The organism is Nitrosomonas ureae (assembly GCF_900206265.1).
Taxonomy (GTDB): domain Bacteria; phylum Pseudomonadota; class Gammaproteobacteria; order Burkholderiales; family Nitrosomonadaceae; genus Nitrosomonas; species Nitrosomonas ureae_C.
The window spans coordinates 1,741,430-1,763,523 of sequence record NZ_LT907782.1 but is presented as its reverse complement, the minus strand read 5'-3'; the positions used below and the strand labels follow the sequence as shown (position 1 = coordinate 1,763,523).

Here is a 22,094-nt window from a genome sequence, read left to right as displayed (position 1 = left end):
AATGGCTGGCCATAGCAAGTGGGCGAATATTAAGCATAAGAAAGCAGCGCAGGATGCTAAGCGAGGCAAAATATTTACCCGGCTTATTAAAGAGATTACAGTGGCTGCCCGGATGGGTGGTGGAGATCCGGACAGTAATCCGCGCCTGCGTTTGGCGATGGATAAAGCATACAGTCAGAATATGCCAAAAGATAACATTGAGCGTGCGATTAAACGCGGTTGCGGTGCGCTGGATGGTGTCGATTATGAAGAGATTCGTTATGAAGGATATGGAATAGCAGGGGCTGCGGTGATGGTGGATTGCATGACGGATAATCGTGTTCGAACCGTGGCGGATGTGCGTCATGCATTTACCAAATATGGTGGAAACTTAGGAACGGATGGTTCCGTTAGTTTTCTATTCAAACACTGTGGGCAGTTAATTTTTGCACCAGGAACAAACGAGGATGAGATCATAGAAGCAGCATTGGAGAATGGAGCTGAAGACGTGATTAGTAACGAGGACGGCAGTATCGAAGTAGTTACTGCACCTTATGATTTCATAAATATAAAAGATGCTCTGGAGAAAGCGGGTTTTAAAGCAGAATTAGCCGAGGTGACTATGAAGCCAGGAAATGAAACAGTACTCTCGGGCGATGATGCGATAAGAATGCAGAAATTATTAGATGCGCTGGAAAATTTGGATGATGTGCAAAATGTATATACTACAGTCGTATTTGAAGAGTAACGCGCTAAGCCATCATGAGGTGCAAAAATCCGCATTCTTGGCATAGATCCTGGATTATGTATTACTGGTTTTGGTGTGATAGATAAGAATGGAGGCAATTTAACCTACGTCAGCAGTGGCAGTGTTAAAACCTCAAAAGGTGAATTACCATTCCGTCTTAAGTTGATTTTAGATAACTTATCTGAAATTATTGTTCGATATCGCCCACAATATGTTTCCATAGAGCAGGTTTTTGTCAATATCAATCCTAGATCAACATTATTGCTGGGCCAGGCCCGTGGTGCGGCAATTTGTGCAGCAGTAATGAATAATTTGATGGTGGCTGAGTATACTGCTTTGCAAATTAAGCAAGCAGTTGTTGGAAACGGTCATGCTAAGAAAGATCAAGTACAAGAAATGGTGGTGCGATTACTTAATCTGAGCGGAAGTCCTGGTGCAGATGCAGCTGATGCTTTGGCTTGTGCGATCTGTCATGCAAATGGTGGGCTTGGCTTGGGAAAAATTGCGACAATTGGCTACCGAATGAAGCGCGGGCGGTTAGTTTGATTGGGCGACTAACCGGAAAATTGTTGGAAAAACACCCACCCCAAGTGTTGCTGGAAGTGCAGGGAGTTGGTTACGAAATTGATGTGCCAATGAGTACTTTTTATGATCTCCCCACAATCGGGGTCGAAATTACTTTGTATACCCACCTTGTAATACGTGAAGATATGCACTTACTATTTGGCTTTGCGACAGAACCGGAGCGCCAGACATTTCGGCAGTTAATAAAAATATCTGGTATAGGTGCAAGAACAGCATTAGCACTCTTATCTGGTTTAAGCGTAGCTGATTTGCATCATGCAGTGAGTATTCAAGATAGTGCACGATTAGTCAAAGTGCCTGGTATTGGGAAAAAGACGGCGGAGCGTTTATTACTAGAGTTGCGGGATAAATTGGACTTGGCGTTGCTCAGTTCCGATCGGGTTCTATCGTCAACCAGTGAGAGTGACATTCTTAATGCATTATTATCATTGGGATATAGCGATCGTGAGGCCAGTTGGGCTGTTAAGCAGATTTCTTCGAATGCGATGGTGTCCGACGGTATACGGCAAGCGTTGCAATTATTATCTAAAGAAAGATAATAATAATCACGAGAGTAATAAATGATTGAAACAGATCGGCTTGTAACTGCTATTTCCTCGTCTTCACAAGAAGAAATATTAGAGCGAGCATTACGTCCTACACAGCTTGATGAGTATGTCGGTCAGGAAAAAATTCGTGGACAATTGCAGATATTCATTGAAGCTGCAAGGAATCGACGTGAGGCCCTCGATCATGTTTTATTATTCGGGCCGCCCGGATTAGGTAAGACAACACTTGCGCATATTATTGCTAGAGAAATGGGCGTTAATCTGCGACAAACTTCTGGCCCGGTACTGGAGCGCCCAGGTGATTTGGCGGCTCTATTGACTAATTTGGAACCTAATGATGTCCTGTTTATCGATGAAATTCATCGCCTTTCACCGATAGTAGAAGAAATTCTTTATCCAGCTCTGGAAGACTATCAATTGGATATTATGATAGGAGAAGGGCCAGCGGCTCGGTCTGTAAAGCTCGACTTGCCTTCATTTACCCTGGTAGGTGCAACGACGCGCGCTGGCATGCTTACAAATCCATTGCGTGATCGGTTCGGTATTGTGTCTCGCTTAGAGTTTTATACATCGGAAGAACTTGGCAAAATAGTGACTCGTTCTGCCAGGTTATTAAAAGTAGAGATTTCATCTGATGGCGCACTGGAGATTGCTTGCCGTTCGCGTGGCACACCACGAATTGTTAATCGGTTACTACGCCGCGTACGCGATTATGCACAAGTGAAGGCGGATGGGCATATTACTCGTCTTGTGGCAGATGCCGCTTTGAGCATGTTGGATGTCGACGCGATCGGATTGGATGTTATGGACCGGAAACTGTTGTTAGCAGTATTAGAAAAGTTTAGTGGCGGTCCAGTCGGGGTTGATAATCTCGCTGCTGCGATTAGTGAAGAGCGCGACACAATTGAAGATGTGCTAGAGCCTTACTTAATTCAGCAAGGATTTCTGAAGCGTACAGCTCGAGGACGTGTGGCAACGACAGCGGCTTATCAGCATTTTGGTATTGCACAGCTAAGTGGCGGATTAAGCGGTGAACTTTGGGAAGAAAGAAATTTATAATTAATTCTATAGCTTATCAACACATGCAAATTCAAACATTGCGATTTATTGTAGCCGTATTATTGACACTCGTGGTTATGTTGTATTTTTATACTAATCGCGAGAAGGATTTTTACAGTAAGAGCGCTGAACCTGCCATTGCTCAAATATTAACTGAAATTTCGGGTTGGGAAAAACAAGTACTTCTGCGCCATTTGACTCCCGAAGCCAAGCAAACCATAAACGATGAACAACTTGATAAGCTGATGAAATTGTACCGAAGTTTCGGTCGATTTCAATCTATTGAGGCGCTCAATTTTTCTCGTACTGTTAGTGCATTCTCGTTGGTTGGAGAAAAGCGCATTAATTATTCAGGAATTGCTAATTTTGATGCGGGGCCAATTAGCTTAAATATTACTTTGATAGAACGAGGAGGTTTTTTTGTTGTGTATAATCTTACTTTGGCAAAAGTTTAAAACGGGTAAGATCAAAAAATACGGCATAATTCATGATATTGTGTTTTGAACTATATTATTTATATAGTAGTCTTATCGATCGTTAGAATAGTTTGTTATAAATTTTACAGTGGAGGCTATTTAATAATGAATCAAAATTTATCAACCGTTTCGCAAAGATCAACTTCTGCGATAGCAACAAATAAAGTATTGCGTAATACATATATGCTTTTGTCCTTAACATTATTGTTCAGCGGATTTACTGCTGCTATATCAATGTTGATGAATATGCCGCCTATGACTTATTTAATATCAGTGATTGGCGGGATGGTGATTGCAATGTTTGTATTACCTCGCTTTGCAAATTCGCCAGCTGGGATCGGAATTGTGTTTCTGATTACTGGCTTGTTAGGATTTGGATTAGGCCCGATATTAACCATGTATGCGTCTCTTCCTAATGGTGGAAACATTATTACATTGTCGCTTGCTGGAACAGGAGCCATATTCATGGGACTGTCGGCGTATGTATTGACTACACGAAAGGATTTCAGCTTTCTCGGTGGATTTCTGATGGTGGGATTTTTGTTAGTGTTACTAGCAGCCTTGGCTAATATTTTTCTGCAAATACCGGCTATGTCATTGATGATATCTGCTGTTGTCATCATGATTATGAGCGGTTTTATTTTGTATGACACGAGCCGCATCATTCATGGTGGCGAGACCAACTACGTACTGGCCACTATTGGTTTATATATGACAATTTTTAATATCTTCATTAGCTTGCTGCAGATACTGGGTATTATGGGTAATGACGATTAATTTCCAAATCTTAGAAAGCTTTCAAAACCCCGGTTTAGCCGGGGTTTTGTTTTGAACAAAGGAATTATAAGAGAAGGATGAATCATGGATTGGATGCAAATTATTTCTGCTTTGGCATTGGTCATGTTTATAGTTGTCTTGTTTCCGGCAACTCGGCATATGATGAAGAATAGTCCAAAAGGTACATCTTCCGATTGGATAAGTTTCGTTATTCCGCTTGTTGTGATAGTACTATTTATTCTGTTGCTGGTTAAATTGGTTTGATCGCTGGATAAAATACGTATAAGTATTTGAGGCAGATTGTCAATAATTATTTTTCAATTATTATAATGTCCTCAAAACCAAAAAACACATGAATGCTTCAATATTGATCGAAATGATCATTGAAAATATAATTATATCATCCGATCCATTGCTCCAGGATTGTAACCGCGCAAAGGTCTCGGAAAATACAATCCATGCTGCATCGTTGAAATATGCACAGTAACACTTAAAAAATGTGTGTATAATCGAATCTCTGCGAGATCAATTTCTCTTGGCTTTTGAGATGGAAAATTGATTGAAGTGCGCAGTCGAGCTGTTATTATCGACTGCAAAGGGCTGAAATGGCCAGTTGGTTTTGTGTTGTGGCAAATGGGCGAGCAATATCTCAACATGCCGCGATACGGTGCGCGCAGTTATGCGGCCTGGTTTCGATGCCAACGCTCCGGGTTGCCCGGAAAAAGCGGCATCCATGCTGAGATGGGAGTTGTCGGCATAGCCTCCAAACCCGGAACCAGTATTTCAGAAAAGCAGCATACGTTCTGTCCTTATCTACTCAAAGGATTGGCTATCAGCCAGCCTAAGTCTGAACTGCCGAAATCATGTATGTGCCGATGAAGAAGGTTCAGTTATCTCGTGGCTATCATCGATTGGGAGCTCGTAAAGTGCTAAGCTGGCCTCAATGCAATACCAAGGGCGCGGATTTCTGTGTTCATGTGCTAGATGCGGCAATTCAAATCCGCGGTTGTCCGAAAATCATGAATACCGACCAAGGCGTTCAATTTATCAGTACTGCATTTGTCAAAGTGTTGCAGCGGCATCAAATCCCAATCAGGTTTAGTATCTGAAACAATCTCATCAACAAGCCGTTCAAGCTTAACTTTTCTCTCAGGTTGCTCAGCTCAGGGGAGTTACTTCTCTTGCTCAAGTTTTTTGAGTCATAATGATTATCTAAAATAATTATTTGTTGGGTTTCTTCATTTGATAAGCATCAAGTAATGCGATACAGTATTGATTAATATAATTATTCTAAAATTAGACTGAAAATAATATAGAAAGGATAAACTTGTTAAGGTGTATGTAAGAGAAAGTAGTAAGTTGTGTTATCAGTGAAGATAAAATATTTTGCTCATGCAATGTTTTTAGATGCTCCATTATAGCAATACCATTTTATAAACATGGGAATATTCCTATAAAAATCATGAATTTTCCTTGTTTGAGTAACGGTGGCATGCTAGAATTTCCCCTTGATTAATTAGCATGTAGAAGGTATCTATAACTAAGAAAATCTAAGTTGCGGATAATAAGGAAATTCAGTCAAAAATATGATTATCGTCAATCGTGATGTGGTTTTAACAAAAAAAGATTGTGGCGCATGAAATTCGTAAGTTGGCTGAGCAAGATAATGGTTCAGGTTCGTAGTGTTAATAGTTGTACCTGAAGTCTGTAAAATTAGTAATCATGTGGGGGGAAATATGGGAAGTAAATCAGTAGTAACCTGGGCGGGGGTGTCCGCTTTTACTTTGTACTCAAGCATGGCGGTGGGACAGCAATCTAAGTATAATTTTCCCGAGCCGCAGAGTGTCATAGCACAAGACATCTATGATCAGCACATAATGCTTTTGTGGATTTGCTTGGTTATCTTTATCGCTGTATTTGGTGTTATGTTTTATTCTATACTCAAGCATCGAAAATCTTTGGGCTATAAGGCAGCGAATTTTCATCACAGCACAACGGTTGAAATAGTGTGGACCGTTATACCTTGTATTATATTAATTGCTATGGCATATCCCGCAACAAAAACGGTTATTGCGATGAAGGATACTTCAAGCCCTGATATGACCATTAAAGCGACGGGTTACCAGTGGATGTGGGGGTACGATTATCTGCAGGGTGAAGGTGAGGGTATAAGCTTCTTTAGTAAATTGTCTACACCCAGAGCTCAATACGAGAATAAAGAGCCTAAAGGTGAGCATTATCTACTAGAGGTTGATAATCGCGTGGTGGTACCGGTAGGTAAAAAAGTGCGTGTGATCATAACCGCCAATGATGTCATTCACGCTTGGTGGGTGCCGGCGCTGGGAGTTAAGCAAGATGCTATTCCAGGTTTTATTCGTGATTCATGGTTCACGGCTGATAAGGCAGGAATTTATCGTGGTCAATGTGCTGAGCTGTGCGGAAAAGATCATGGATTTATGCCCATTGTGGTGGAGGTGATGGAAGCAGACGACTACACTCAGTGGGTGGCGGCTCAGCAAAGTGCATCTGCAGTTAAAACATCAATGCATGTAGAAAATAAGTAAAAGGAGATAATTATGGCAGCAGTACATGGTGACGCACACGGACATGATGATCATCATCCCAGTGGGATAATGCGTTGGGTTACAACAACCAACCATAAAGACATTGGTACAATGTATTTATGGTTTAGTTTTACGATGTTCCTGATTGGCGGGTTTTTAGCAATGGGAATTCGCGCTGAGTTATATCAGCCGGGTATCCAGATCCTGGAGCCTGAATTATTTAATCAATTTACAACCTTGCATGGTCTAATAATGGTTTTTGGTGCCATTATGCCGGCTTTTGTGGGTTTTGCTAACTGGCAAGTGCCGATGATGATCGGAGCTCCTGATATGGCGTTTGCGCGGATGAATAACTGGAGTTTTTGGTTGTTGCCAGTAGCGGGAACTTTGCTCGTGGGCTCATTCTTTGTGCCAGGGGGGGCAGCAGCAGGTGGTTGGACATTTTATCCGCCGCTCTCAACGCAAGGTGGGTTAGGTGTTGATCTGATGATCTTTTCAGTTCATATTTTGGGCGCATCATCAATTATGGGTTCAATTAATATCATTACTACCATTCTGAACATGCGTGCGCCTGGCATGACGTTGATGAAAATGCCAATGTTTGTATGGACATGGTTAATTACTGCTTATCTGTTGGTTCTGGTTATGCCGGTATTGGCAGGCGTGGTAACCATGTTGTTGACAGATCGTCATTTTGGAACGAGTTTCTTTAATGCGGCGGGTGGTGGTGATCCAGTAATGTTTCAGCATATTTTCTGGTTCTTTGGTCATCCAGAAGTCTATATTATGATTTTGCCTGCATTTGGTATCGTGTCAGAAATTATTCCAACTTTCTCACGTAAGCCATTGTTTGGTTATTCATCAATGGTTTATGCAACTGCATCAATTGCGATTCTATCTTGTGTAGTATGGGCGCATCACATGTTTACTGCAGGCATGCCGACAGTAGGACAGTTATTTTTCATGTATGCAACGATGTTAATTGCTGTACCAACGGGCGTCAAAGTATTTAACTGGACAGCTACGATGTGGCGCGGTTCGATGACATTTGAAACGCCAATGTTATTTGCAATTGGTTTTATCTTCTTGTTTGTGATTGGTGGGTTCAGTGGTGTAATTTGCGCGATTGTGCCGATTGACATACAGGTTCAAGATACTTATTACGTAATAGCGCATTTTCATTACGTATTAGTATCAGGAGCATTATTCTCATTGTTCGCGGGTGTGTATTACTGGTTGCCAAAATGGACTGGAAATATGTATAGCGAAACGCTAGGTAAATGGCATTTCTGGCTATCAATGTTCTTCTTCAATTTGACATTCTTCGTACAGCATTTCTTAGGTTTGGCAGGTATGCCGCGAAGAATTCCAGATTATAATTTGCAATTTGCTGATTTTAATATGATATCTAGCATAGGTGCATTCGGATTTGGGTTGACACAGTTGCTTTTCCTATACATTGTGATTAGTTGCATTCGTAGTGGAGAAAAATCACCGGAGAAACCTTGGGAGGGTGCCACAACTTTGGAATGGACACATTTACCATGCCCGGCTCCGTACCATAGTTTTGAGAAACCACCGATTGTTAAGTAAAGCAGTAATGGGAAATGTATGTCACAAGAAACGGATAAAAAGCGTAAAAAATTTGTAACAGCAATTATTCTGTTTGCTACGGTTGTGGCAATTTATATAACGGTTATATTAAAAGTATGGTAGAGGCTAATACAAAATCGAATGTCTTAATGTTGAAAAAGTTATTGATTTTCACATTGATAATGTTCGTATTCGGTTATGCTTTGGTGCCATTTTATGAAAAGTTTTGCGAAGTGACCGGAATTAATAATTTGTTGCAACCGGACGTGCTGGCTAAAGATAACTGGGTAGATGAAGGGCGCTGGATAGCAATTGAGTTTGATGCCAATGTAAGAGGATTGCCTTGGCAATTTAAGCCGTTGCAAACCAGTGCTCGCATACATCCTGGTGAACCGGTTAATGTGATGTATGAGATTACAAACAATTCGGATCGCGAAGTGACCGGGCAAGCAATTCCCAGTTATAGTCCTCGCTTTTTGGATAAGCATTTGAAGAAGTTTGAATGTTTTTGTTTTACAAAACAGGTACTAAAGCCAAATGAAACTCTGCAAATGCCTGTTCAGTTTGTGATCGACTCAGGGTTGCCAGCAGATATAAATACTGTGACGATTTCATATACATTTTTTGAGCTGCCTGCGAGCGCAAGTGCCATCAAAAAATAAGGGATCGAAAATTGAACAAAATTACTGAAAAACAAACTGGTGCACGTATTTGGCAAATTGCCAAAGCAGTAATGTTCGCTTTTATGGGAATTCGGAAAGAAAGTGATCTTGAATATGATGCGGCAACATTAAAACCTGCGCAAGTAATCATTGGTGGAATTATCGGAGCAATAATTTTTGTACTTGGCGTTATGCTAGTGGTTAGGTTAGTGGTTAGTTAGATATCGAAAAATCATAAGTAGAAGGAGAGAAGAATGAGTCAAGAATCTGGACATTATTACGTCCCAGCTCCGTCGATGTATCCAATTATCGGATCAACGGCAATATTGTTCATGGGATCAGGCGCTGCACTGACCATGAATAAAATAGAGCTTGGCTATGGGCTATTAGGAATAGGTTTTGCTATTCTGATATATATGTTGTTTGGATGGTTTGGAACGGTTGCCAGAGAAAGTGAAAGCGGGAAATTTAACGATCAAGTTGATCTTTCATTTCGCTGGGGTATGAGTTGGTTTATTTTTACCGAAGTAATGTTTTTTTGTGCATTCTTTGGAGCATTATGGTACATGAGAAATTTGTCCATACCGTGGTTGATGGACGAAAGTACTGTGCTAGGTAATGAATTTTGGACATCTTATGATGGTACATGGCCAACCGCTGGTCCTGGTGTTCATGAGGCATTTACTCCGATGGGTGCTTGGGGACTTCCGGCTTTTAATACATTGTTGTTATTAACTTCCGGTGTTACAGTCACGATAGCGCATTGGAGGCTGAAGGAAAATAGACGTGACGGTCTAAAACTGTGGCTGCTGGCTACGATAGCTTTGGGTGCGTTATTTATTGGTTGCCAAGCTTATGAGTATGTGCACGCTTATAACGATCTAAATTTAAAATTGACAACGGGTGCATACGGTTCAACATTTTTTATGTTGACGGGTTTTCATGGATTCCATGTAACAATCGGCACAATTATGTTGATTGTGATTTACTTCCGTAGTGCAGCAGGACACTTTACGCCAGAGCATCATTTTGGATTCGAGGGCGTAGCTTGGTATTGGCACTTTGTTGACGTGGTATGGTTAGGTCTGTTTGTATTTGTTTATTTGATGTAAATAGCACCTAATACAAGTGAATCAAGATTCTGGCTTCCATAAAACTTAAGTATAGAACTGTTATTATTGCTCAAGTTTTATGAAGCTGGAATTAGTTCAGAGTCTATGTGAACTAATTTATTATTTAGGTTAAGTTGTTGCGATAACATGATCAATAAAGTTAGTTCACTTCCTCAGACTCAAGCAGAAAAATGATCATAATGGGATACCACTTTAAGCCAAGGCTATGGTCAATTGTGCTGACAATTTTGTTTGTGATAATTTTTGTCGCATTAGGTAGATGGCAGTTGTCCCGAGCAGATGAGAGAAATACGCAGCATGACCAACTAGAGAAGTACTCAAAGCAACCTGCGGTTACATTGCCAGGCAGTCTGATTAAATTAGTGAACTATCAGTATCGTGATGTTGAAGTACGAGGCGAGTATCTTGCTGAACATACGATATTTCTAGATAATAAAACCTATCAAGGGCGTGCTGGATATCATGTGATCAGCCCGTTGAAAATTGCGAATAGCCCACTGCATGTGGTGATTAATAGAGGCTGGGTAGCAACTGGAAATGATAGATCTATATTGCCTTTGATTACAACTGCTTCAGGGGAAATCATAATTACTGGTACGGTGATATCCCCAGAAATAAGAACATTTGAAATTTCAGACACTATAGTGCAAGGTCCGGTATGGAACACATTTAGTTTGGATAAGTATCAGCAAATTACAGGTTTGAAAATGCAACCTATCATGATTTTGCAAAAGGATGTAATTGAAGATGGCTTGGTACGAGCATGGGAAAAACCCGAATCCGGTGCATCGAAAAATATTGGCTATGCAATACAGTGGTTTTCACTGGCTGTTACAACATTTTTTATTTTTATAGTTTTGAATGTCAAACGTACAAACTCAGAAATCAAATAGGCGTAAGTTCTTATTATTGCTGGCTTTAATGTGTGCCCCTGTAGTGATATCTTATGCTTTGTATTTCACGGATTATAGGCCGGAAAGCACTCACTATGGTGATTTGATACCTATCATCAAGGTTGCCGGGACAGGCACGAATCAAAGTGATAATACGATACTTCGTATGAAAGATCTGCACGGCAAATGGGTATTGGTAACAGTGGATTCAGGCCACTGTGATGAAGTGTGTAAAGAGAAGCTTTATTTCATGCGCCAAGTACGTCTGGTGCAAGGGAAGCAAAGCCATCGAATTGAACGGCTCTGGTTAATCAATGACGATGTTAAACCTGATGATGAGTTAAAAGAGCAGTATGAAGGCACTTACTTTGTCAGTGCAAAAGATAGCGAAATACTCGGATATATCGAAACCCAGGAAACACAAACCAAGCATATTTATTTGATTGATCCAATCGGAAATATAATGATGCGCTTTCCTGAAAAAATTGATGGCACCAAAATGGGGCACGATTTGAAGCGATTGCTACACGTTTCACAAATAGAACATTAAGTATTTAGCGCCTCATGCGACAGTATGATGCGATGAAACAACAAGAAACATTTGAGAATAAACATAGGAGATTATGACATGGCTACTAGTATAGCTTGGCATGAAACGGCTTCGCGAATTAATCAATTTTATCGATTGACAAAGCCACGCGTAGTATCGTTGATTGTTTTTACGGCGGTAATCGGGATGTTTTTGGCTGTTCCAGGCGCTGTACCTATTGATATCCTGTTATTAGCCACCCTAGGCATAGCATTAGTGGCGGGGGCTGCTGCTGCTTTGAATTGCCTTGTAGAGCAAAAAATGGACGCGGTAATGGCGCGTACTAAAGGCAGGCCATTGCCACAAGGTAGGGTAAGTGTTCCCGAAACTTTGTTTTTTTTGTTACTTGTTGGCGGAACAGGACTTTTTATTCTGTATCACTGGGTTAACGAGCTTACAATGTGGTTAACATTGGGAACATTTGTGGGATATGCCATTATTTATACCGTAATCCTGAAACCATTAACGCCGCAGAATATTGTTATCGGGGGTGCATCAGGAGCTATGCCACCGGTATTAGGATGGACGGCAGTAACCGGAGAAATTGCCAGCGATGCGTTGCTGTTATTTCTAATCATTTTCGCTTGGACACCGCCGCATTTTTGGGCGCTTGCACTCTACAGAAAAAAAGAATATGCATCAATTGGTATGCCTATGTTGCCGGTAACCCATGGTGATCAATTTACGAAATTGCATGTAGTGTTATATACCATTATCTTGTGTTTGGTAACTACCTTGCCTTATATCACGCAGATGAGCGGTCTGATTTACCTAGTTAGTTCTATTCTGTTAAACGGTGTTTTCATGTATTACGCGATAGAAATTTATCGTAACTATAGCGATCAATTGGCACGAGACGCATTCCGTTATTCGATCCTTTATTTAGCGCTACTATTTGTTGCATTATTGGTAGATCACTATTTCTTTTTCTAAGATAGTGTCGTAAGAAGAAGTCTATCCTACGTTTGCAATGCTTCCTGATTTTCCGTCTAATCAGGGTATTGCAAACGTAAAAAATAAAGCACCCCGCCGCAAGCAGCGGGGTATTAACTGCGCTCTACAATCTGCTGGTTTTCAACCAGCTTTCGCCCCAAGGGGGCGGGGAATTAAATCCGCAGAGATTAAAACAGAGTTAAGGTGTGACGGGAAATACTTTTCCCGGATTCAAGATGTTGTTTGGATCGAACACCTGCTTAATATTTCTCATTAGATCAAGCGTTACACGATCAATTTCCTTTGTTACAAAAGCGCGCTTCTCGCTGCCTATGCCGTGTTCGCCTGACAATGTGCCGCGTAATCCGATCACTAAATCAAATATCTCATCCAGACAGCGCTCAGCACGAGCTACTTCTTCCGTATCGTCAGGATTGATTAACAGATTGACGTGAATGTTGCCATTGCCTGCATGGCCAAAATTGACATTATGTAATTGATAGTGATCGCTGAGCTTTTCTAAGCCCGCCAAAAACTGCGGTAAGGTGCTTACCGGTACCACAACATCTTCATTAATTTTCTTCGGTGCAATTTCTTTCAGTAAGGGTGACAAGGCCTTGCGTGCTCGCCATAGGACTGCTGTATCATTAGCTTGCTGAGCGTTAATCAATCCATTGCTACGACATGCTTCGAGGATGGCGGTAATTGAAGTGGAAATATCCTGATTGGAACCGTCGACCTCAATCATCAGCATCGCATGGGTATCCACCGGCAGCATTTTCGGATAGCGTCCGCGAATAAGATTGAGCGATCCAGCATCTAGAAATTCCAATGCGCTTGGCAATTGCGGTAACGCCATAATGTTGACAATGGCTTGGGTACAGCTTGAGAGATCATTAAAGTGCGCTGTAATACCAGCTACAGCGCTGGGTAGTGCGGAAAGTTTTAAAGTAGCTTCGGTAATGACAGCCAGTGTTCCTTCGGAGCCGATTAGAAGTCGAGTCAGATCATAACCGACTACGCCTTTGGTGGTGTAACAACCGGTGGTGATCAAATCTCCCGTGCCGGTCACGGCTTTCAAACCCAAAACATGCTCTCGTGTGGTACCGTATTTAACGGCATGCGGTCCACCTGCGCTAGTGGAAATATTGCCGCCGATACTCGAAAATTGAGCACTTGAAGGATCCGGCGGCCAGAAAAAACCGTAGGGTTTGGCGGCATCCTGCACCGTCTGATTCAGCACACCGGGCTCAGCCACGATGATCCGATTGGCTGGGTCGATGGAAATGATGTTCAGCATGCGCTCCATCGACAAGGCGATACCGCCAAATTCAGGCAAGCTGCCGCCTGCTGTGCCGGTGCCTCGGCCGCGGGGAATCAAGGGGACATGATACTCATTGCACAATGAGACGATCTGACGCACTTCTTTCGTGGTTAAGGGGAACAGTACAGCATCCGGCGGAAAGATCTTGCGGCTGTTGTCATAAGCATAAGAGTAACAATCCACCGGATCAGTATAAAAACGATCGGGTGGAAATGTGCGCTGCAGTTCGGTGAGCAAATTAGCCGACAGCATGGGGAAGAATTAACTTGAAAGAATTAATTGAGATATTCGAATGCTTTAACAACCTTGCGCACGCCTGAAGTGGAACTGGCAATCTGGGCTGCGTTATCGCCCTCCTCTCGGGTGACCATTCCCAGCAGGTAAACGATGCCATTCTCAGTAACGATTTTGACGTGATTGATCTGGAATTTACGTTCGGCCAGGAAGCGCGCTTTCACTTTAGAGGTTAGCAGCGTGTCATTGCTGCGGGATGACAATGCAGTGTTAGCTGCGATGGCGATTTCGTTGTGAATCCGGCGTACATTATCGACACCCATGACCAATCTTTCAATATTTATCTTGACGGCTTCCGTAGGCGCTTCTCCGGTTAATAGCACAATACGGTTATAGCTGGTTACATTGATATGGACGCTGTTACCGAATTGTTGATGGATTCGTCGCGAGGCTTTGAGTTCAATGCCTTCATCCTCGATAAAAATACCGCTGGTTCTGCGATCTTCTGAAATATAAGAATTCGATCCTGAAGCCGTGCTCACTGAATACATGGGACAGCCAGTCAATAAAGGGAAACAAAGTAAAAGAGACAACCAGTGCCAATTGAGATATTTCATTTGATTAACTCCGCAGAATTCAAAATTTCAGGCTTGATAATACAGTAAAATAGCCGGATAACGAATAATCCATTAGCCAAAGTGTGATCTAACAGATGGCATGAGTACAAAAAAACCGCAGCAGACGCTCAATCAAAAGAAAGCGAGCACGGATAATAGGCAAACCTCATCAGCGGTGCTGGGTGTCGCTGTAGGCGAGGATCGCTATTTAGTGCCTATGACCGAGGTTAGCGAAGTCATAACCATTCCAAAGTTAGCCCATGTTCCACTGACACAGCCCTGGTTTCTGGGTTTGATTAACGTGCGCGGTAATTTCTACGGAATTACGGACTTGGGTGTTTATTTAGGAAAAGATTCCAGCCCGTTCAATCAAAAATCACGAATATTATTGGCATCACCCACCGATAAACTATATGGCGGATTCATCGTGAACAGCATGCTGGGAATCAGAAGTTTAGCTGAATTCACTCCGGTTAAGGCAGTCAGGAAGAAACTGCCCCAAGGTGCTATTAAGCCATACAAAGATGCAGAAGGGCGTCTATGGCAGGAATTGAGTTTGTTTGCACTGATCCGCGACGAAAAATTCTTGCAGATTGCTCGTGGATAATTTTTTGTTTGATCCCGCGGATCAGCACGTTTTTATTTAATATTATCAGAATAGAGATTAAGAGAATCATGTCGATTTCCCAGTCAACAGCAAAAAACAAAGCTAAGATTCTGGCTGAAGCCCTGCCGTATATCCAACGCTTTCATGGCAAAACCATCGTGATTAAATACGGTGGTAATGCGATGGTGGAAGAAAATCTCAAACAGGGATTTGCGCGTGACGTCGTGCTGTTGAAACTGGTAGGCATGAATCCGGTGATCGTGCATGGCGGTGGTCCGCAGATTGACAGCATGCTCAAACGCGTTGGCAAGCAAGGCGAATTCATCCAGGGCATGCGCGTCACCGATGCTGAAACCATGGATGTAGTTGAAATGGTGCTGGGCGGGTCGGTCAATAAAAACATCGTTAACCTGATTAATCGTCATGGCGGCAAGGCGGTTGGTCTGACGGGTAAGGACGGCGCTTTTATCCGCGCCCGGAAAATGCTCATGGCCGATCGTGAGACCGCAGGCAAATGGATCAATATCGGTCAGGTTGGTGAAATCGAATCCATTGATCCGGCGCTCATCGCGTTACTTGATACGCAAGATTTTATTCCTGTCATTGCACCGATTGGCGTGGGTGCCGAAGGTGAATCGTATAACATTAACGCTGACCTGGTGGCAGGTAAATTGGCGGAAATCCTAAGAGCGGAAAAACTGATTCTGTTGTCCAATATCCCCGGCGTGTTGGATAAGGATGGCAATCTGCTGACAGGCCTGACAGCACAGCGGGTGGATGAGTTGTTCGCCGATGGCACTATTTCCGGTGGCATGTTGCCTAAAATCGGCTCGGCGCTGGATGCGGTCAAAAAGGGTGTGAAATCCTGCCATATTATTGATGGACGCGTAGAGCATGCATTGTTACTGGAAATTTTGACCGATCAAGGGGTGGGAACATTGATCAAGGAAAACTAAGACAACGCTGAGAAAGTGGTGGTGCTTACCAGCGTTTCCCCAAAGCCGTCAAAATTCCCCGCAGAATCTGCACCTCCTCTTTTTCCAATCGCGCACGGCCAAACAAACGGCGGATGCGTTGCATCAGCAGCTTGGGTTTTTGCGGATCGAGGAAATCACTCGCAATCATCACCCGTTCAAGATGCGCATAGAGTAATTCCAGTTCATTGAAACTGGCGGGAAATTCAGCCAGAGGAACGGGTTCAGTCTCATTTTCTGTCAGCGCCATGCGCAATTCATAGGCCATTACCTGCACGGCGCTCGCCAGGTTCAGCGAAGTAAATTCCGGATTAGCGGGAATATGGATGATCATCTGGCATTTACTCACTTCCGCTGTGGTCAAACCGGAAGTTTCCGCGCCAAACAACAGCGCAACCGGATGTTGCCGCGCATAACGCAATAATTCCCGCGCGCCTTGCCGCGCGTTGAAAACATCATGCGAAAGATCGCGCGGCCGCGCCGTCATCGCAGCGGTCAACACAGTGTTATCTAGCGCCTCATCCAACGCAGTGCAGACCCTTATTTTCTCCAGAATATCACGCGCACTGACAGCACGTACATCCGCTTCTTTATCTGGAAAAGTCTTGGGATTAATCAGATAAAGCGAGCTTAACCCCATCGTTTTCATCGCCCGCGCTGCCGCACCGATATTACCGGGATGGCTGGTGTGGCTGAGGATGATGCGGACATGGTCGAGCGAGGAGAATGTATTCATAAGTGACTTTATTTGAAACGGCGTGACTGACTTCAGAGCATAATCAATGCTGTAATGGGCCTGATTCTAACAGAACAAACCAAGCAACGGCGTAAATGCGGTAAAAGCGATCACGAACAGAAATGTATTAATGAAGAATGTCTGACGCAGTGGATAAATGCGTTTAGTACGGGAATGGAAGCGAAGTCAGATACTGGTTAAGACTTATAGATTACAAAACAAAATACATGCGATTCATCGGCTGTATTCTCAATTCTAGTTCTGTCTCCGTGCTATTTCTGCGCAATTTGCATTAATGTAATGCATGACAGTAAGAGTGGGAAATGGCAGTGCTCTATGACGTAAATTGCTTGTGATTTTTACTATAGAACACTGCTGTTATGATCAAAAATCTTAATAATTTGATTTTTCTTCAGTGGACCTGGCTTTGCCGCCCCCTTCCTGATCACCTGCCGGTACTTGATGGAAAGGCTGTATGGTTTTACCATAAGCTTCAGGATCAGGAGTTTCTGGCGCTGTTGGCCTTCCGCCGCAAGCAACTAAAATCAGAACAGCTAAAACTGCAAAAAAGTGTGTAATTCGCATACGAAACCTTTTAATGGACAATTGATAATCAAGTTCTTTGTTACAACGACTCGCAGAATATCAATTTTGGCTATGTGGAATATTGATCTGGGTCAAACTAAATTGTTTCTGGATACAGAGTATCCATCGTCTTTTAATTGCAACTTAAGTGTTGCATTGGGGCACCTAAGCAAGGCCAGGAATAGAACACGAATCTAGGGTCTGTTGATATCTGATAAGAACACCTGCTATATCAGTAGCTTGCGATTTACCCCAGTAATTATAACCGGCTGTTTCTGAATATCTATTTTTGAAATGTCAACAGCCCTTAGGTTACAAAACAAAAAAATAGAATTATCGATAATATTTTTAATTCTTGATCTGTCTTCGTATTTCGATTCTAGAAAATTTAAGAACCATTATTCTGCTTTCTGCATTTATCAACTCGATGATCAATCATTCAACTACTAATTTACTTTAAGTTGATTTAAATCAAATTGACTCACAGTAACCATGAAAAAATGAATTGTGATACTGAGAAAATAGCTCTATGGCTGAAGTATTATAGCTCATGGTTTATAAAATGATTATTAATCATTTGGTTATTATTTAATTAAGAATGCATGGTAGACCAACACACCTTGCCTCTGATTCAGATGAGACGGTATTCCAAATAATACGAGGATGTATGGTTATGTGTATGGTATTCAGGACTGTGTGAGTTAATCACTAGTTTTTATCGAAATGTAATAAATTTTATGAAGGAGAAATAGTATGTTGAAAAGTATAAATATTCTGATTATTTTTTTATTTGGCTCTTCTTTAAGCTCTTTTACTGTTTTTGCTAATAAGTTAACCCGCATGAAGGCATGGGGTCTTGCTCCAACAAATTACATTGCGTGGTTGTGGATCCCCGGGCTCGCTATGCTACTGCTGGGTTTTCCGGCGTATGCAACCAGTGAGTATTTATTGGTCAGCGATCGCGAGGGTCGAAACATTCTTCGTTATGACGCAGAAACAGGTGCTTTTGTCGATGTTCTGGTAAGTGCCGGTTCTGGAAATATGAATGTTCCCATGGGTATGACCATTGGTCCAGACGGAGAGTTGTATGTTAGCACGAATTACACTGAAATTTTCCCCACAAGGGACCCGCGTGTGTTGAAGTTTGATAGTGAGACAGGGGAATAATTTCTTGGCACATTTGGAACAGCCTCGACAACCTCCCACCTAGGTTTTATGGCCTTCGGATCAGATGGGAACCTCTACGTGGGCGATGCTAGTAACTCCACGGTACTTCGCTTTGATGGAAAGACTGGAGAATCGATGGAAGCCTTTGCCACGGGTCATTCAGGAGAAGGTTACTGGGGATTAGATTGGGGCCCTGACGGCAATCTATACGTGGGATCGTTTCAAGATCACATTGATCGTTTTGATGGTGTGACCGGTGCGTCGTTAGGTACTTTATCGACGCCAGAGGCGTTTTCAGCAGGTTCTGTTACCTTTGGACCTGATGGTATGCTGTATGTCAGCGACTATTTCGGTAGCCAACTACTTGTTTATGATATTGTTACTGGAGAATTAGTTAAATCATTTCATCAGGAGTTATCCGGCCCCAATAATGTGGTATTTACTAAAGATGGTGATATTTTAGTGGCTAGCTATTTTAATAATCAGAGACCTTTGCACGGTTACTACGCGGCATGATAATTGCATTAAAAATTCGCGAAAAATGCTCATTTACCTCGTGTAAACTCTGCTTTTTCGCAAATTTTTGCCTTATTTTCGTACCGATCATGACACCGTGCAAAGGTCTCAATCAGATTGTCAAATTTGAAACTGAATCTAGCACTGGAACAATATTTGCTGCTGGTCATCCCCTTGATGGACCAAGAGGGTTGTTGCTAGTGCCGGTAACGCCGGTACCTGAACCTTCAACCTATGTCATGCTGCTTGCAGGTCTTGGTTTGTTGGGTTTTGTAGTACACCGGAGAAAAGGCATGACTACGTGAATCAAATGTGAATGTTGTAGATAACGGAAGTCGAAGTTCTCATTTTTGCTGAGTGGAAAAAAAACAAAAAATATCAGAATTAGGAATCTTTGTGCTTCCGAAGAAGAACTCTACTCGTTCGTTGGATGGGGATATTCTTATGACGAACAATTTGTTTCTTTTCGAGATCGTAGATTGAGAAAGAAGAATAGCACTAATTTTTGATTGAGATGAACTTGATCCACCAGGGCGGAGCATAGGCATTTTTTAAATTTTACTATCCAGCCCATTCTCGGCCAGTTCCGCAGCACGAAGAATGGCTTTGGCTTTATTCTGTGTTTCTACCCATTCGTTTTCAGGGATTGAATCAGCTACGATGCCCGCGCCTGCTTGCACGTGCAGTTGACCGTCCTTGATCACGCCGGTACGAATCGCAATGGCTAAGTCCATATCGCCGTTAAACCCAAGATAACCAACCGCTCCGGCGTACACGCCGCGTTTGGAGACTTCCAGTTCGTCAATGATTTCCATCGCGCGCACTTTGGGTGCGCCGCTTACTGTGCCGGCCGGGAAAGTGGCGCGCAGTACGTCAATTGCGCTCAGTTCCGGCTTTAGCTTGGCCTCGACATTCGATACGATGTGCATGACATGGGAATAATTTTCGATTTGCATTTTTTCCGTGACTTTGACGGTTCCGGTTTGTGCCACGCGACCGATGTCATTGCGGCCCAGATCCATCAGCATAACGTGTTCGGCGATTTCTTTCGGATCGGCTAACAGGTCGGTTGCCAGTGCGGCATCCTCTTGGGGGGTTTTGCCGCGGGGGCGTGTGCCGGCAATCGGACGTACGGTGACCGTGTCGCCTTCCAGACGCACCAGTATTTCCGGCGACGCGCCGACTACATGAAAATCATCAAAGTGATAGAAGAACATGTAGGGCGAAGGATTGAGGCTGCGCAGCGCGCGATAAAGCGCCAGTGGCGATGCAGTATAGGGTTTGCTGGTGCGTTGCGATAACACCACTTGCATGATATCGCCATCGAAAATATAGCGTTTGGCCCGCTCGACAGCGGCTTTGAACGCGGTTTCAGGAAATTCCGCAACTGCTGTGCCGGGAGCGACAGCTTGTTCGTCTGGAATCGTTACCGGTTGACGTAATTTTTCCAGCAGGGTTTTAAGCCGCTGACGTCCGGTCTGATAAGCGTTTTCCTGAGCCGGATCAACATACACGATCAGATAGAGTTTGCCGGAGAGATTGTCTACCACGGCCAGTTCTTCGGACAATAGCAGCAAAATATCCGGGGTATTCAAGCGATCCGATTTGGCCTGGCCTCTCAGTTTATGCTCGATGTAGCGCACCGTATCGTATGAGAAATAGCCCGCCAAGCCGCCACAGAAACGGGAATTTCCGGCCGGGCAGGGAGCCGCTTTAAATTGTGCCAGATAGGACTCAATGTAGGCCAGGGTGTCATCAACCGTGACTGTTTCCGATCCACCCTGATTGATTAGGGTGATGGTGTCTTCATGCACGACCATGCGCGTTGCTGCCGGTAGTCCGATGATCGAAAATCGGCCAAAGCGTTCGCCGCCCTGCACCGATTCCAATAAATAGGAGTAAGGCTGGTTGGCCAGTTTCAGATAAATCGATAAAGGGGTATCAAGATCCGCGTAAGTTTCCAGAACGATTGGAATGCGATTGTATCCCTGCTGCGCGAGCAGATTGAATTCGGCCTCGGTCATGGGGGATGCTAAGCGATACTTTTAATCAATTTTGTTGCATCCAGCAAGGTATCGACGATGGCATCGCAATCCAGTTCGTACACATCGCGCCCTTCGTTGTAACCATACGGTACGCAGAATACATGGCAACCGGCCGCTCGGGCGGCGATAGCGTCATTTAGTGAATCGCCGATCAGCAGTGCCTCATGCGGTTGCGCATCGAAGTATTTGCAAATATGAGTGAGCGGCATCGGATCGGGCTTTTTCTTAGGTAGACTGTCGCCCGAAAGTACAATCTCGAATTTGTCAAATAGCTCTGTGGCATGCAGCAGTGGCAGGGTAAATGCTTCAGCTTTGTTGGTGATGCAGGCCAATTTGTAGCCCGCTTGTTGCATGACCTGTATGCCCTCAACCACGCCAGCATAGGGACGCGTATTGACGCTTAAATTGTTGGCGTAATGCTGCTCGTAAATCGGCAGTGCTTTGGCGAACAAAGCAGTATCGGGTTCTGCATCCAATTGCCCGGTCAAGGTGCGTTTGACCAGTTTTTGTATGCCTTTACCGATATAGGAGCGAATTGTTGCTGTCGATTGTTCTGGCATGCCCAAATCCTTCAACATCAGGTTTGCGGCTAAGGCGAGGTCTTCAGCGGTGTCGAGCAACGTGCCGTCCAGATCGATCATGATGACCTTGATCGCTATCGGGAATGCTGTTTTGTTAACTGAAGCCGTGTGACTAGAGGAGCTATGATTCATTGGAATAGTGGAAAAGCAATATATTAAAGTTGTGACG

Annotated in this window: 27 protein-coding genes; 22 read left to right on the top strand and 5 right to left on the bottom strand. The window is 43.3% G+C overall.

All coding sequences use genetic code 11. The annotated features are described in order from the left end of the window. Position 1 precedes the first annotated feature (1 nt). The 16 genes from CPG39_RS08270 to cyoE all read left to right on the top strand — a co-directional run bounded on the left by CPG39_RS08270 (position 2) and on the right by cyoE (position 12,539). Positions 2-727: a YebC/PmpR family DNA-binding transcriptional regulator gene (locus tag CPG39_RS08270; RefSeq protein ID WP_096292863.1), complete on the top strand. Its 726-nt coding sequence runs from the start codon at positions 2-4 to the stop codon at positions 725-727. Between the two features lie 27 nt (positions 728-754). Further along, positions 755-1,273, top strand: a complete 519-nt coding sequence (ruvC, locus tag CPG39_RS08265; RefSeq protein ID WP_096292862.1) for a crossover junction endodeoxyribonuclease RuvC — start codon at positions 755-757, stop codon at positions 1,271-1,273. Beyond that, the gene (ruvA, locus tag CPG39_RS08260) at positions 1,270-1,851 is read left to right on the top strand and encodes a Holliday junction branch migration protein RuvA (protein ID WP_096292861.1); all 582 of its coding nucleotides are present in this window, start codon (positions 1,270-1,272) and stop codon (positions 1,849-1,851) included. Before ruvC ends, ruvA begins: the two co-directional genes overlap by 4 nt. A gap of 21 nt (positions 1,852-1,872) precedes the next feature. Then, positions 1,873-2,919 carry a Holliday junction branch migration DNA helicase RuvB gene (gene ruvB, locus CPG39_RS08255; protein WP_096292860.1) on the top strand — a complete coding sequence of 349 codons (1,047 nt, stop codon included), beginning with the start codon at positions 1,873-1,875 and terminating at the stop codon, positions 2,917-2,919. Further along, complete coding sequence (locus CPG39_RS08250) at positions 2,898-3,374, top strand: hypothetical protein (RefSeq protein WP_231990250.1); 477 nt, start codon at positions 2,898-2,900, stop codon at positions 3,372-3,374. Before ruvB ends, CPG39_RS08250 begins: the two co-directional genes overlap by 22 nt. A gap of 126 nt (positions 3,375-3,500) precedes the next feature. Continuing rightward, positions 3,501-4,172: a Bax inhibitor-1/YccA family protein gene (locus CPG39_RS08245; RefSeq protein WP_013646532.1), complete on the top strand. Its 672-nt coding sequence runs from the start codon at positions 3,501-3,503 to the stop codon at positions 4,170-4,172. A 564-nt stretch (positions 4,173-4,736) separates the two neighbouring features. Beyond that, complete coding sequence (locus CPG39_RS08235) at positions 4,737-5,051, top strand: hypothetical protein (protein ID WP_145956226.1); 315 nt, start codon at positions 4,737-4,739, stop codon at positions 5,049-5,051. After that, positions 5,048-5,281 (top strand): integrase catalytic domain-containing protein, encoded by a 234-nt coding sequence (locus tag CPG39_RS08230; protein WP_145956225.1) that lies wholly within the window; start codon positions 5,048-5,050, stop codon positions 5,279-5,281. The genes CPG39_RS08235 and CPG39_RS08230 overlap by 4 nt, the downstream gene beginning before the upstream one ends. Before the next feature lie 627 nt (positions 5,282-5,908). Further along, a complete protein-coding gene (gene coxB, locus CPG39_RS08225; RefSeq protein WP_041362094.1) occupies positions 5,909-6,736 on the top strand; it encodes a cytochrome c oxidase subunit II in 828 nt (275 codons plus the stop codon). Between the two features lie 12 nt (positions 6,737-6,748). Further along, on the top strand, positions 6,749-8,329 hold the full coding sequence (ctaD, locus tag CPG39_RS08220) for a cytochrome c oxidase subunit I (RefSeq protein WP_013646535.1): 1,581 nt from the start codon (positions 6,749-6,751) through the stop codon (positions 8,327-8,329). 116 nt (positions 8,330-8,445) lie between these two features. Then, positions 8,446-8,991, top strand: coding sequence for a cytochrome c oxidase assembly protein (locus CPG39_RS08215; protein WP_096292855.1), 546 nt, complete (start codon positions 8,446-8,448; stop codon positions 8,989-8,991). An 11-nt stretch (positions 8,992-9,002) separates the two neighbouring features. Further along, positions 9,003-9,212 (top strand): DUF2970 domain-containing protein, encoded by a 210-nt coding sequence (locus CPG39_RS08210; RefSeq protein WP_096292854.1) that lies wholly within the window; start codon positions 9,003-9,005, stop codon positions 9,210-9,212. A gap of 33 nt (positions 9,213-9,245) precedes the next feature. Continuing rightward, positions 9,246-10,103 carry a cytochrome c oxidase subunit 3 gene (locus CPG39_RS08205; protein ID WP_096292853.1) on the top strand — a complete coding sequence of 286 codons (858 nt, stop codon included), beginning with the start codon at positions 9,246-9,248 and terminating at the stop codon, positions 10,101-10,103. 191 nt (positions 10,104-10,294) lie between these two features. Beyond that, positions 10,295-11,017, top strand: coding sequence for an SURF1 family protein (locus tag CPG39_RS08200; RefSeq protein ID WP_096292852.1), 723 nt, complete (start codon positions 10,295-10,297; stop codon positions 11,015-11,017). A 28-nt stretch (positions 11,018-11,045) separates the two neighbouring features. Continuing rightward, complete coding sequence (locus CPG39_RS08195; RefSeq protein ID WP_231990249.1) at positions 11,046-11,567, top strand: SCO family protein; 522 nt, start codon at positions 11,046-11,048, stop codon at positions 11,565-11,567. Positions 11,568-11,645: 78 nt separating this feature from the next. Continuing rightward, complete coding sequence (gene cyoE, locus CPG39_RS08190) at positions 11,646-12,539, top strand: heme o synthase (protein ID WP_096292850.1); 894 nt, start codon at positions 11,646-11,648, stop codon at positions 12,537-12,539. Positions 12,540-12,738: 199 nt separating this feature from the next. Here cyoE and CPG39_RS08185 read toward each other — a convergent pair whose 3' ends face one another. Then, on the bottom strand, positions 12,739-14,115 hold the full coding sequence (locus CPG39_RS08185) for an FAD-binding oxidoreductase (protein ID WP_096292849.1): 1,377 nt from the start codon (positions 14,113-14,115) through the stop codon (positions 12,739-12,741). Positions 14,116-14,138: 23 nt separating this feature from the next. Beyond that, entirely contained in the window at positions 14,139-14,714 is a 576-nt protein-coding gene (locus CPG39_RS08180; protein ID WP_096292848.1) for a BON domain-containing protein, read from the bottom strand. A gap of 100 nt (positions 14,715-14,814) precedes the next feature. On the opposite strand from CPG39_RS08180, the gene CPG39_RS08175 reads away from it, so the two are divergent. After that, on the top strand, positions 14,815-15,321 hold the full coding sequence (locus tag CPG39_RS08175) for a chemotaxis protein CheW (protein ID WP_096292847.1): 507 nt from the start codon (positions 14,815-14,817) through the stop codon (positions 15,319-15,321). 68 nt (positions 15,322-15,389) lie between these two features. Beyond that, positions 15,390-16,277, top strand: a complete 888-nt coding sequence (gene argB, locus CPG39_RS08170; RefSeq protein WP_096292846.1) for an acetylglutamate kinase — start codon at positions 15,390-15,392, stop codon at positions 16,275-16,277. A 25-nt stretch (positions 16,278-16,302) separates the two neighbouring features. Here the strand turns inward: argB and CPG39_RS08165 are convergent, their stop codons facing one another. Then, positions 16,303-17,031 carry an RNA methyltransferase gene (locus CPG39_RS08165; protein WP_096292845.1) on the bottom strand — a complete coding sequence of 243 codons (729 nt, stop codon included), beginning with the start codon at positions 17,029-17,031 and terminating at the stop codon, positions 16,303-16,305. 380 nt (positions 17,032-17,411) lie between these two features. Here CPG39_RS08165 and CPG39_RS14510 point away from each other — a divergent pair, with 380 nt between their 5' ends. The 4 genes from CPG39_RS14510 to CPG39_RS14935 all read left to right on the top strand — a co-directional run bounded on the left by CPG39_RS14510 (position 17,412) and on the right by CPG39_RS14935 (position 19,604). Beyond that, positions 17,412-17,609: a hypothetical protein gene (locus CPG39_RS14510; RefSeq protein ID WP_172424097.1), complete on the top strand. Its 198-nt coding sequence runs from the start codon at positions 17,412-17,414 to the stop codon at positions 17,607-17,609. 760 nt (positions 17,610-18,369) lie between these two features. Continuing rightward, the gene (locus CPG39_RS08155) at positions 18,370-18,783 is read left to right on the top strand and encodes a hypothetical protein (protein ID WP_096292843.1); all 414 of its coding nucleotides are present in this window, start codon (positions 18,370-18,372) and stop codon (positions 18,781-18,783) included. 78 nt (positions 18,784-18,861) lie between these two features. Then, on the top strand, positions 18,862-19,299 hold the full coding sequence (locus tag CPG39_RS08150; protein ID WP_145956224.1) for a hypothetical protein: 438 nt from the start codon (positions 18,862-18,864) through the stop codon (positions 19,297-19,299). 89 nt (positions 19,300-19,388) lie between these two features. After that, positions 19,389-19,604 carry a PEP-CTERM sorting domain-containing protein gene (locus tag CPG39_RS14935; RefSeq protein ID WP_331716174.1) on the top strand — a complete coding sequence of 72 codons (216 nt, stop codon included), beginning with the start codon at positions 19,389-19,391 and terminating at the stop codon, positions 19,602-19,604. A 246-nt stretch (positions 19,605-19,850) separates the two neighbouring features. On the opposite strand, the gene trpE is transcribed toward CPG39_RS14935, so the two are convergent. Both trpE and CPG39_RS08135 read right to left on the bottom strand, forming a co-directional pair. Continuing rightward, the gene (gene trpE, locus CPG39_RS08140; RefSeq protein ID WP_096292840.1) at positions 19,851-21,323 is read right to left on the bottom strand and encodes an anthranilate synthase component I; all 1,473 of its coding nucleotides are present in this window, start codon (positions 21,321-21,323) and stop codon (positions 19,851-19,853) included. Between the two features lie 8 nt (positions 21,324-21,331). Further along, positions 21,332-22,057 carry a phosphoglycolate phosphatase gene (locus CPG39_RS08135; RefSeq protein WP_096292839.1) on the bottom strand — a complete coding sequence of 242 codons (726 nt, stop codon included), beginning with the start codon at positions 22,055-22,057 and terminating at the stop codon, positions 21,332-21,334. Positions 22,058-22,094: the final 37 nt, after the last annotated feature.

Excerpts from the sequence above, each read along its gene's own strand:
- CPG39_RS14935 (WP_331716174.1), top strand. The coding sequence starts at position 19,389 with ATGACACCGTGCAAAGGTCTCAATCAGATTGTCAAATTTGAAACTGAA.
- ctaD (WP_013646535.1), top strand. The coding sequence starts at position 6,749 with ATGGCAGCAGTACATGGTGACGCACACGGACATGATGATCATCATCCC.
- ruvB (WP_096292860.1), top strand. The coding sequence starts at position 1,873 with ATGATTGAAACAGATCGGCTTGTAACTGCTATTTCCTCGTCTTCACAA.
- CPG39_RS08195 (WP_231990249.1), top strand. The coding sequence starts at position 11,046 with ATGTGTGCCCCTGTAGTGATATCTTATGCTTTGTATTTCACGGATTAT.
- CPG39_RS08165 (WP_096292845.1), bottom strand. The coding sequence starts at position 17,031 with ATGAATACATTCTCCTCGCTCGACCATGTCCGCATCATCCTCAGCCAC.
- CPG39_RS08205 (WP_096292853.1), top strand. The coding sequence starts at position 9,246 with ATGAGTCAAGAATCTGGACATTATTACGTCCCAGCTCCGTCGATGTAT.
- CPG39_RS08155 (WP_096292843.1), top strand. The coding sequence starts at position 18,370 with ATGTTGAAAAGTATAAATATTCTGATTATTTTTTTATTTGGCTCTTCT.
- CPG39_RS08175 (WP_096292847.1), top strand. The coding sequence starts at position 14,815 with ATGAGTACAAAAAAACCGCAGCAGACGCTCAATCAAAAGAAAGCGAGC.
- CPG39_RS08185 (WP_096292849.1), bottom strand. The coding sequence starts at position 14,115 with ATGCTGTCGGCTAATTTGCTCACCGAACTGCAGCGCACATTTCCACCC.
- trpE (WP_096292840.1), bottom strand. The coding sequence starts at position 21,323 with ATGACCGAGGCCGAATTCAATCTGCTCGCGCAGCAGGGATACAATCGC.
- argB (WP_096292846.1), top strand. The coding sequence starts at position 15,390 with ATGTCGATTTCCCAGTCAACAGCAAAAAACAAAGCTAAGATTCTGGCT.
- CPG39_RS08180 (WP_096292848.1), bottom strand. The coding sequence starts at position 14,714 with ATGAAATATCTCAATTGGCACTGGTTGTCTCTTTTACTTTGTTTCCCT.
- CPG39_RS08135 (WP_096292839.1), bottom strand. The coding sequence starts at position 22,057 with ATGAATCATAGCTCCTCTAGTCACACGGCTTCAGTTAACAAAACAGCA.
- cyoE (WP_096292850.1), top strand. The coding sequence starts at position 11,646 with ATGGCTACTAGTATAGCTTGGCATGAAACGGCTTCGCGAATTAATCAA.
- coxB (WP_041362094.1), top strand. The coding sequence starts at position 5,909 with ATGGGAAGTAAATCAGTAGTAACCTGGGCGGGGGTGTCCGCTTTTACT.
- CPG39_RS08270 (WP_096292863.1), top strand. The coding sequence starts at position 2 with ATGGCTGGCCATAGCAAGTGGGCGAATATTAAGCATAAGAAAGCAGCG.
- CPG39_RS08230 (WP_145956225.1), top strand. The coding sequence starts at position 5,048 with ATGAAGAAGGTTCAGTTATCTCGTGGCTATCATCGATTGGGAGCTCGT.
- CPG39_RS08215 (WP_096292855.1), top strand. The coding sequence starts at position 8,446 with ATGGTAGAGGCTAATACAAAATCGAATGTCTTAATGTTGAAAAAGTTA.
- CPG39_RS08200 (WP_096292852.1), top strand. The coding sequence starts at position 10,295 with ATGATCATAATGGGATACCACTTTAAGCCAAGGCTATGGTCAATTGTG.
- CPG39_RS08245 (WP_013646532.1), top strand. The coding sequence starts at position 3,501 with ATGAATCAAAATTTATCAACCGTTTCGCAAAGATCAACTTCTGCGATA.
- CPG39_RS14510 (WP_172424097.1), top strand. The coding sequence starts at position 17,412 with ATGATCAAAAATCTTAATAATTTGATTTTTCTTCAGTGGACCTGGCTT.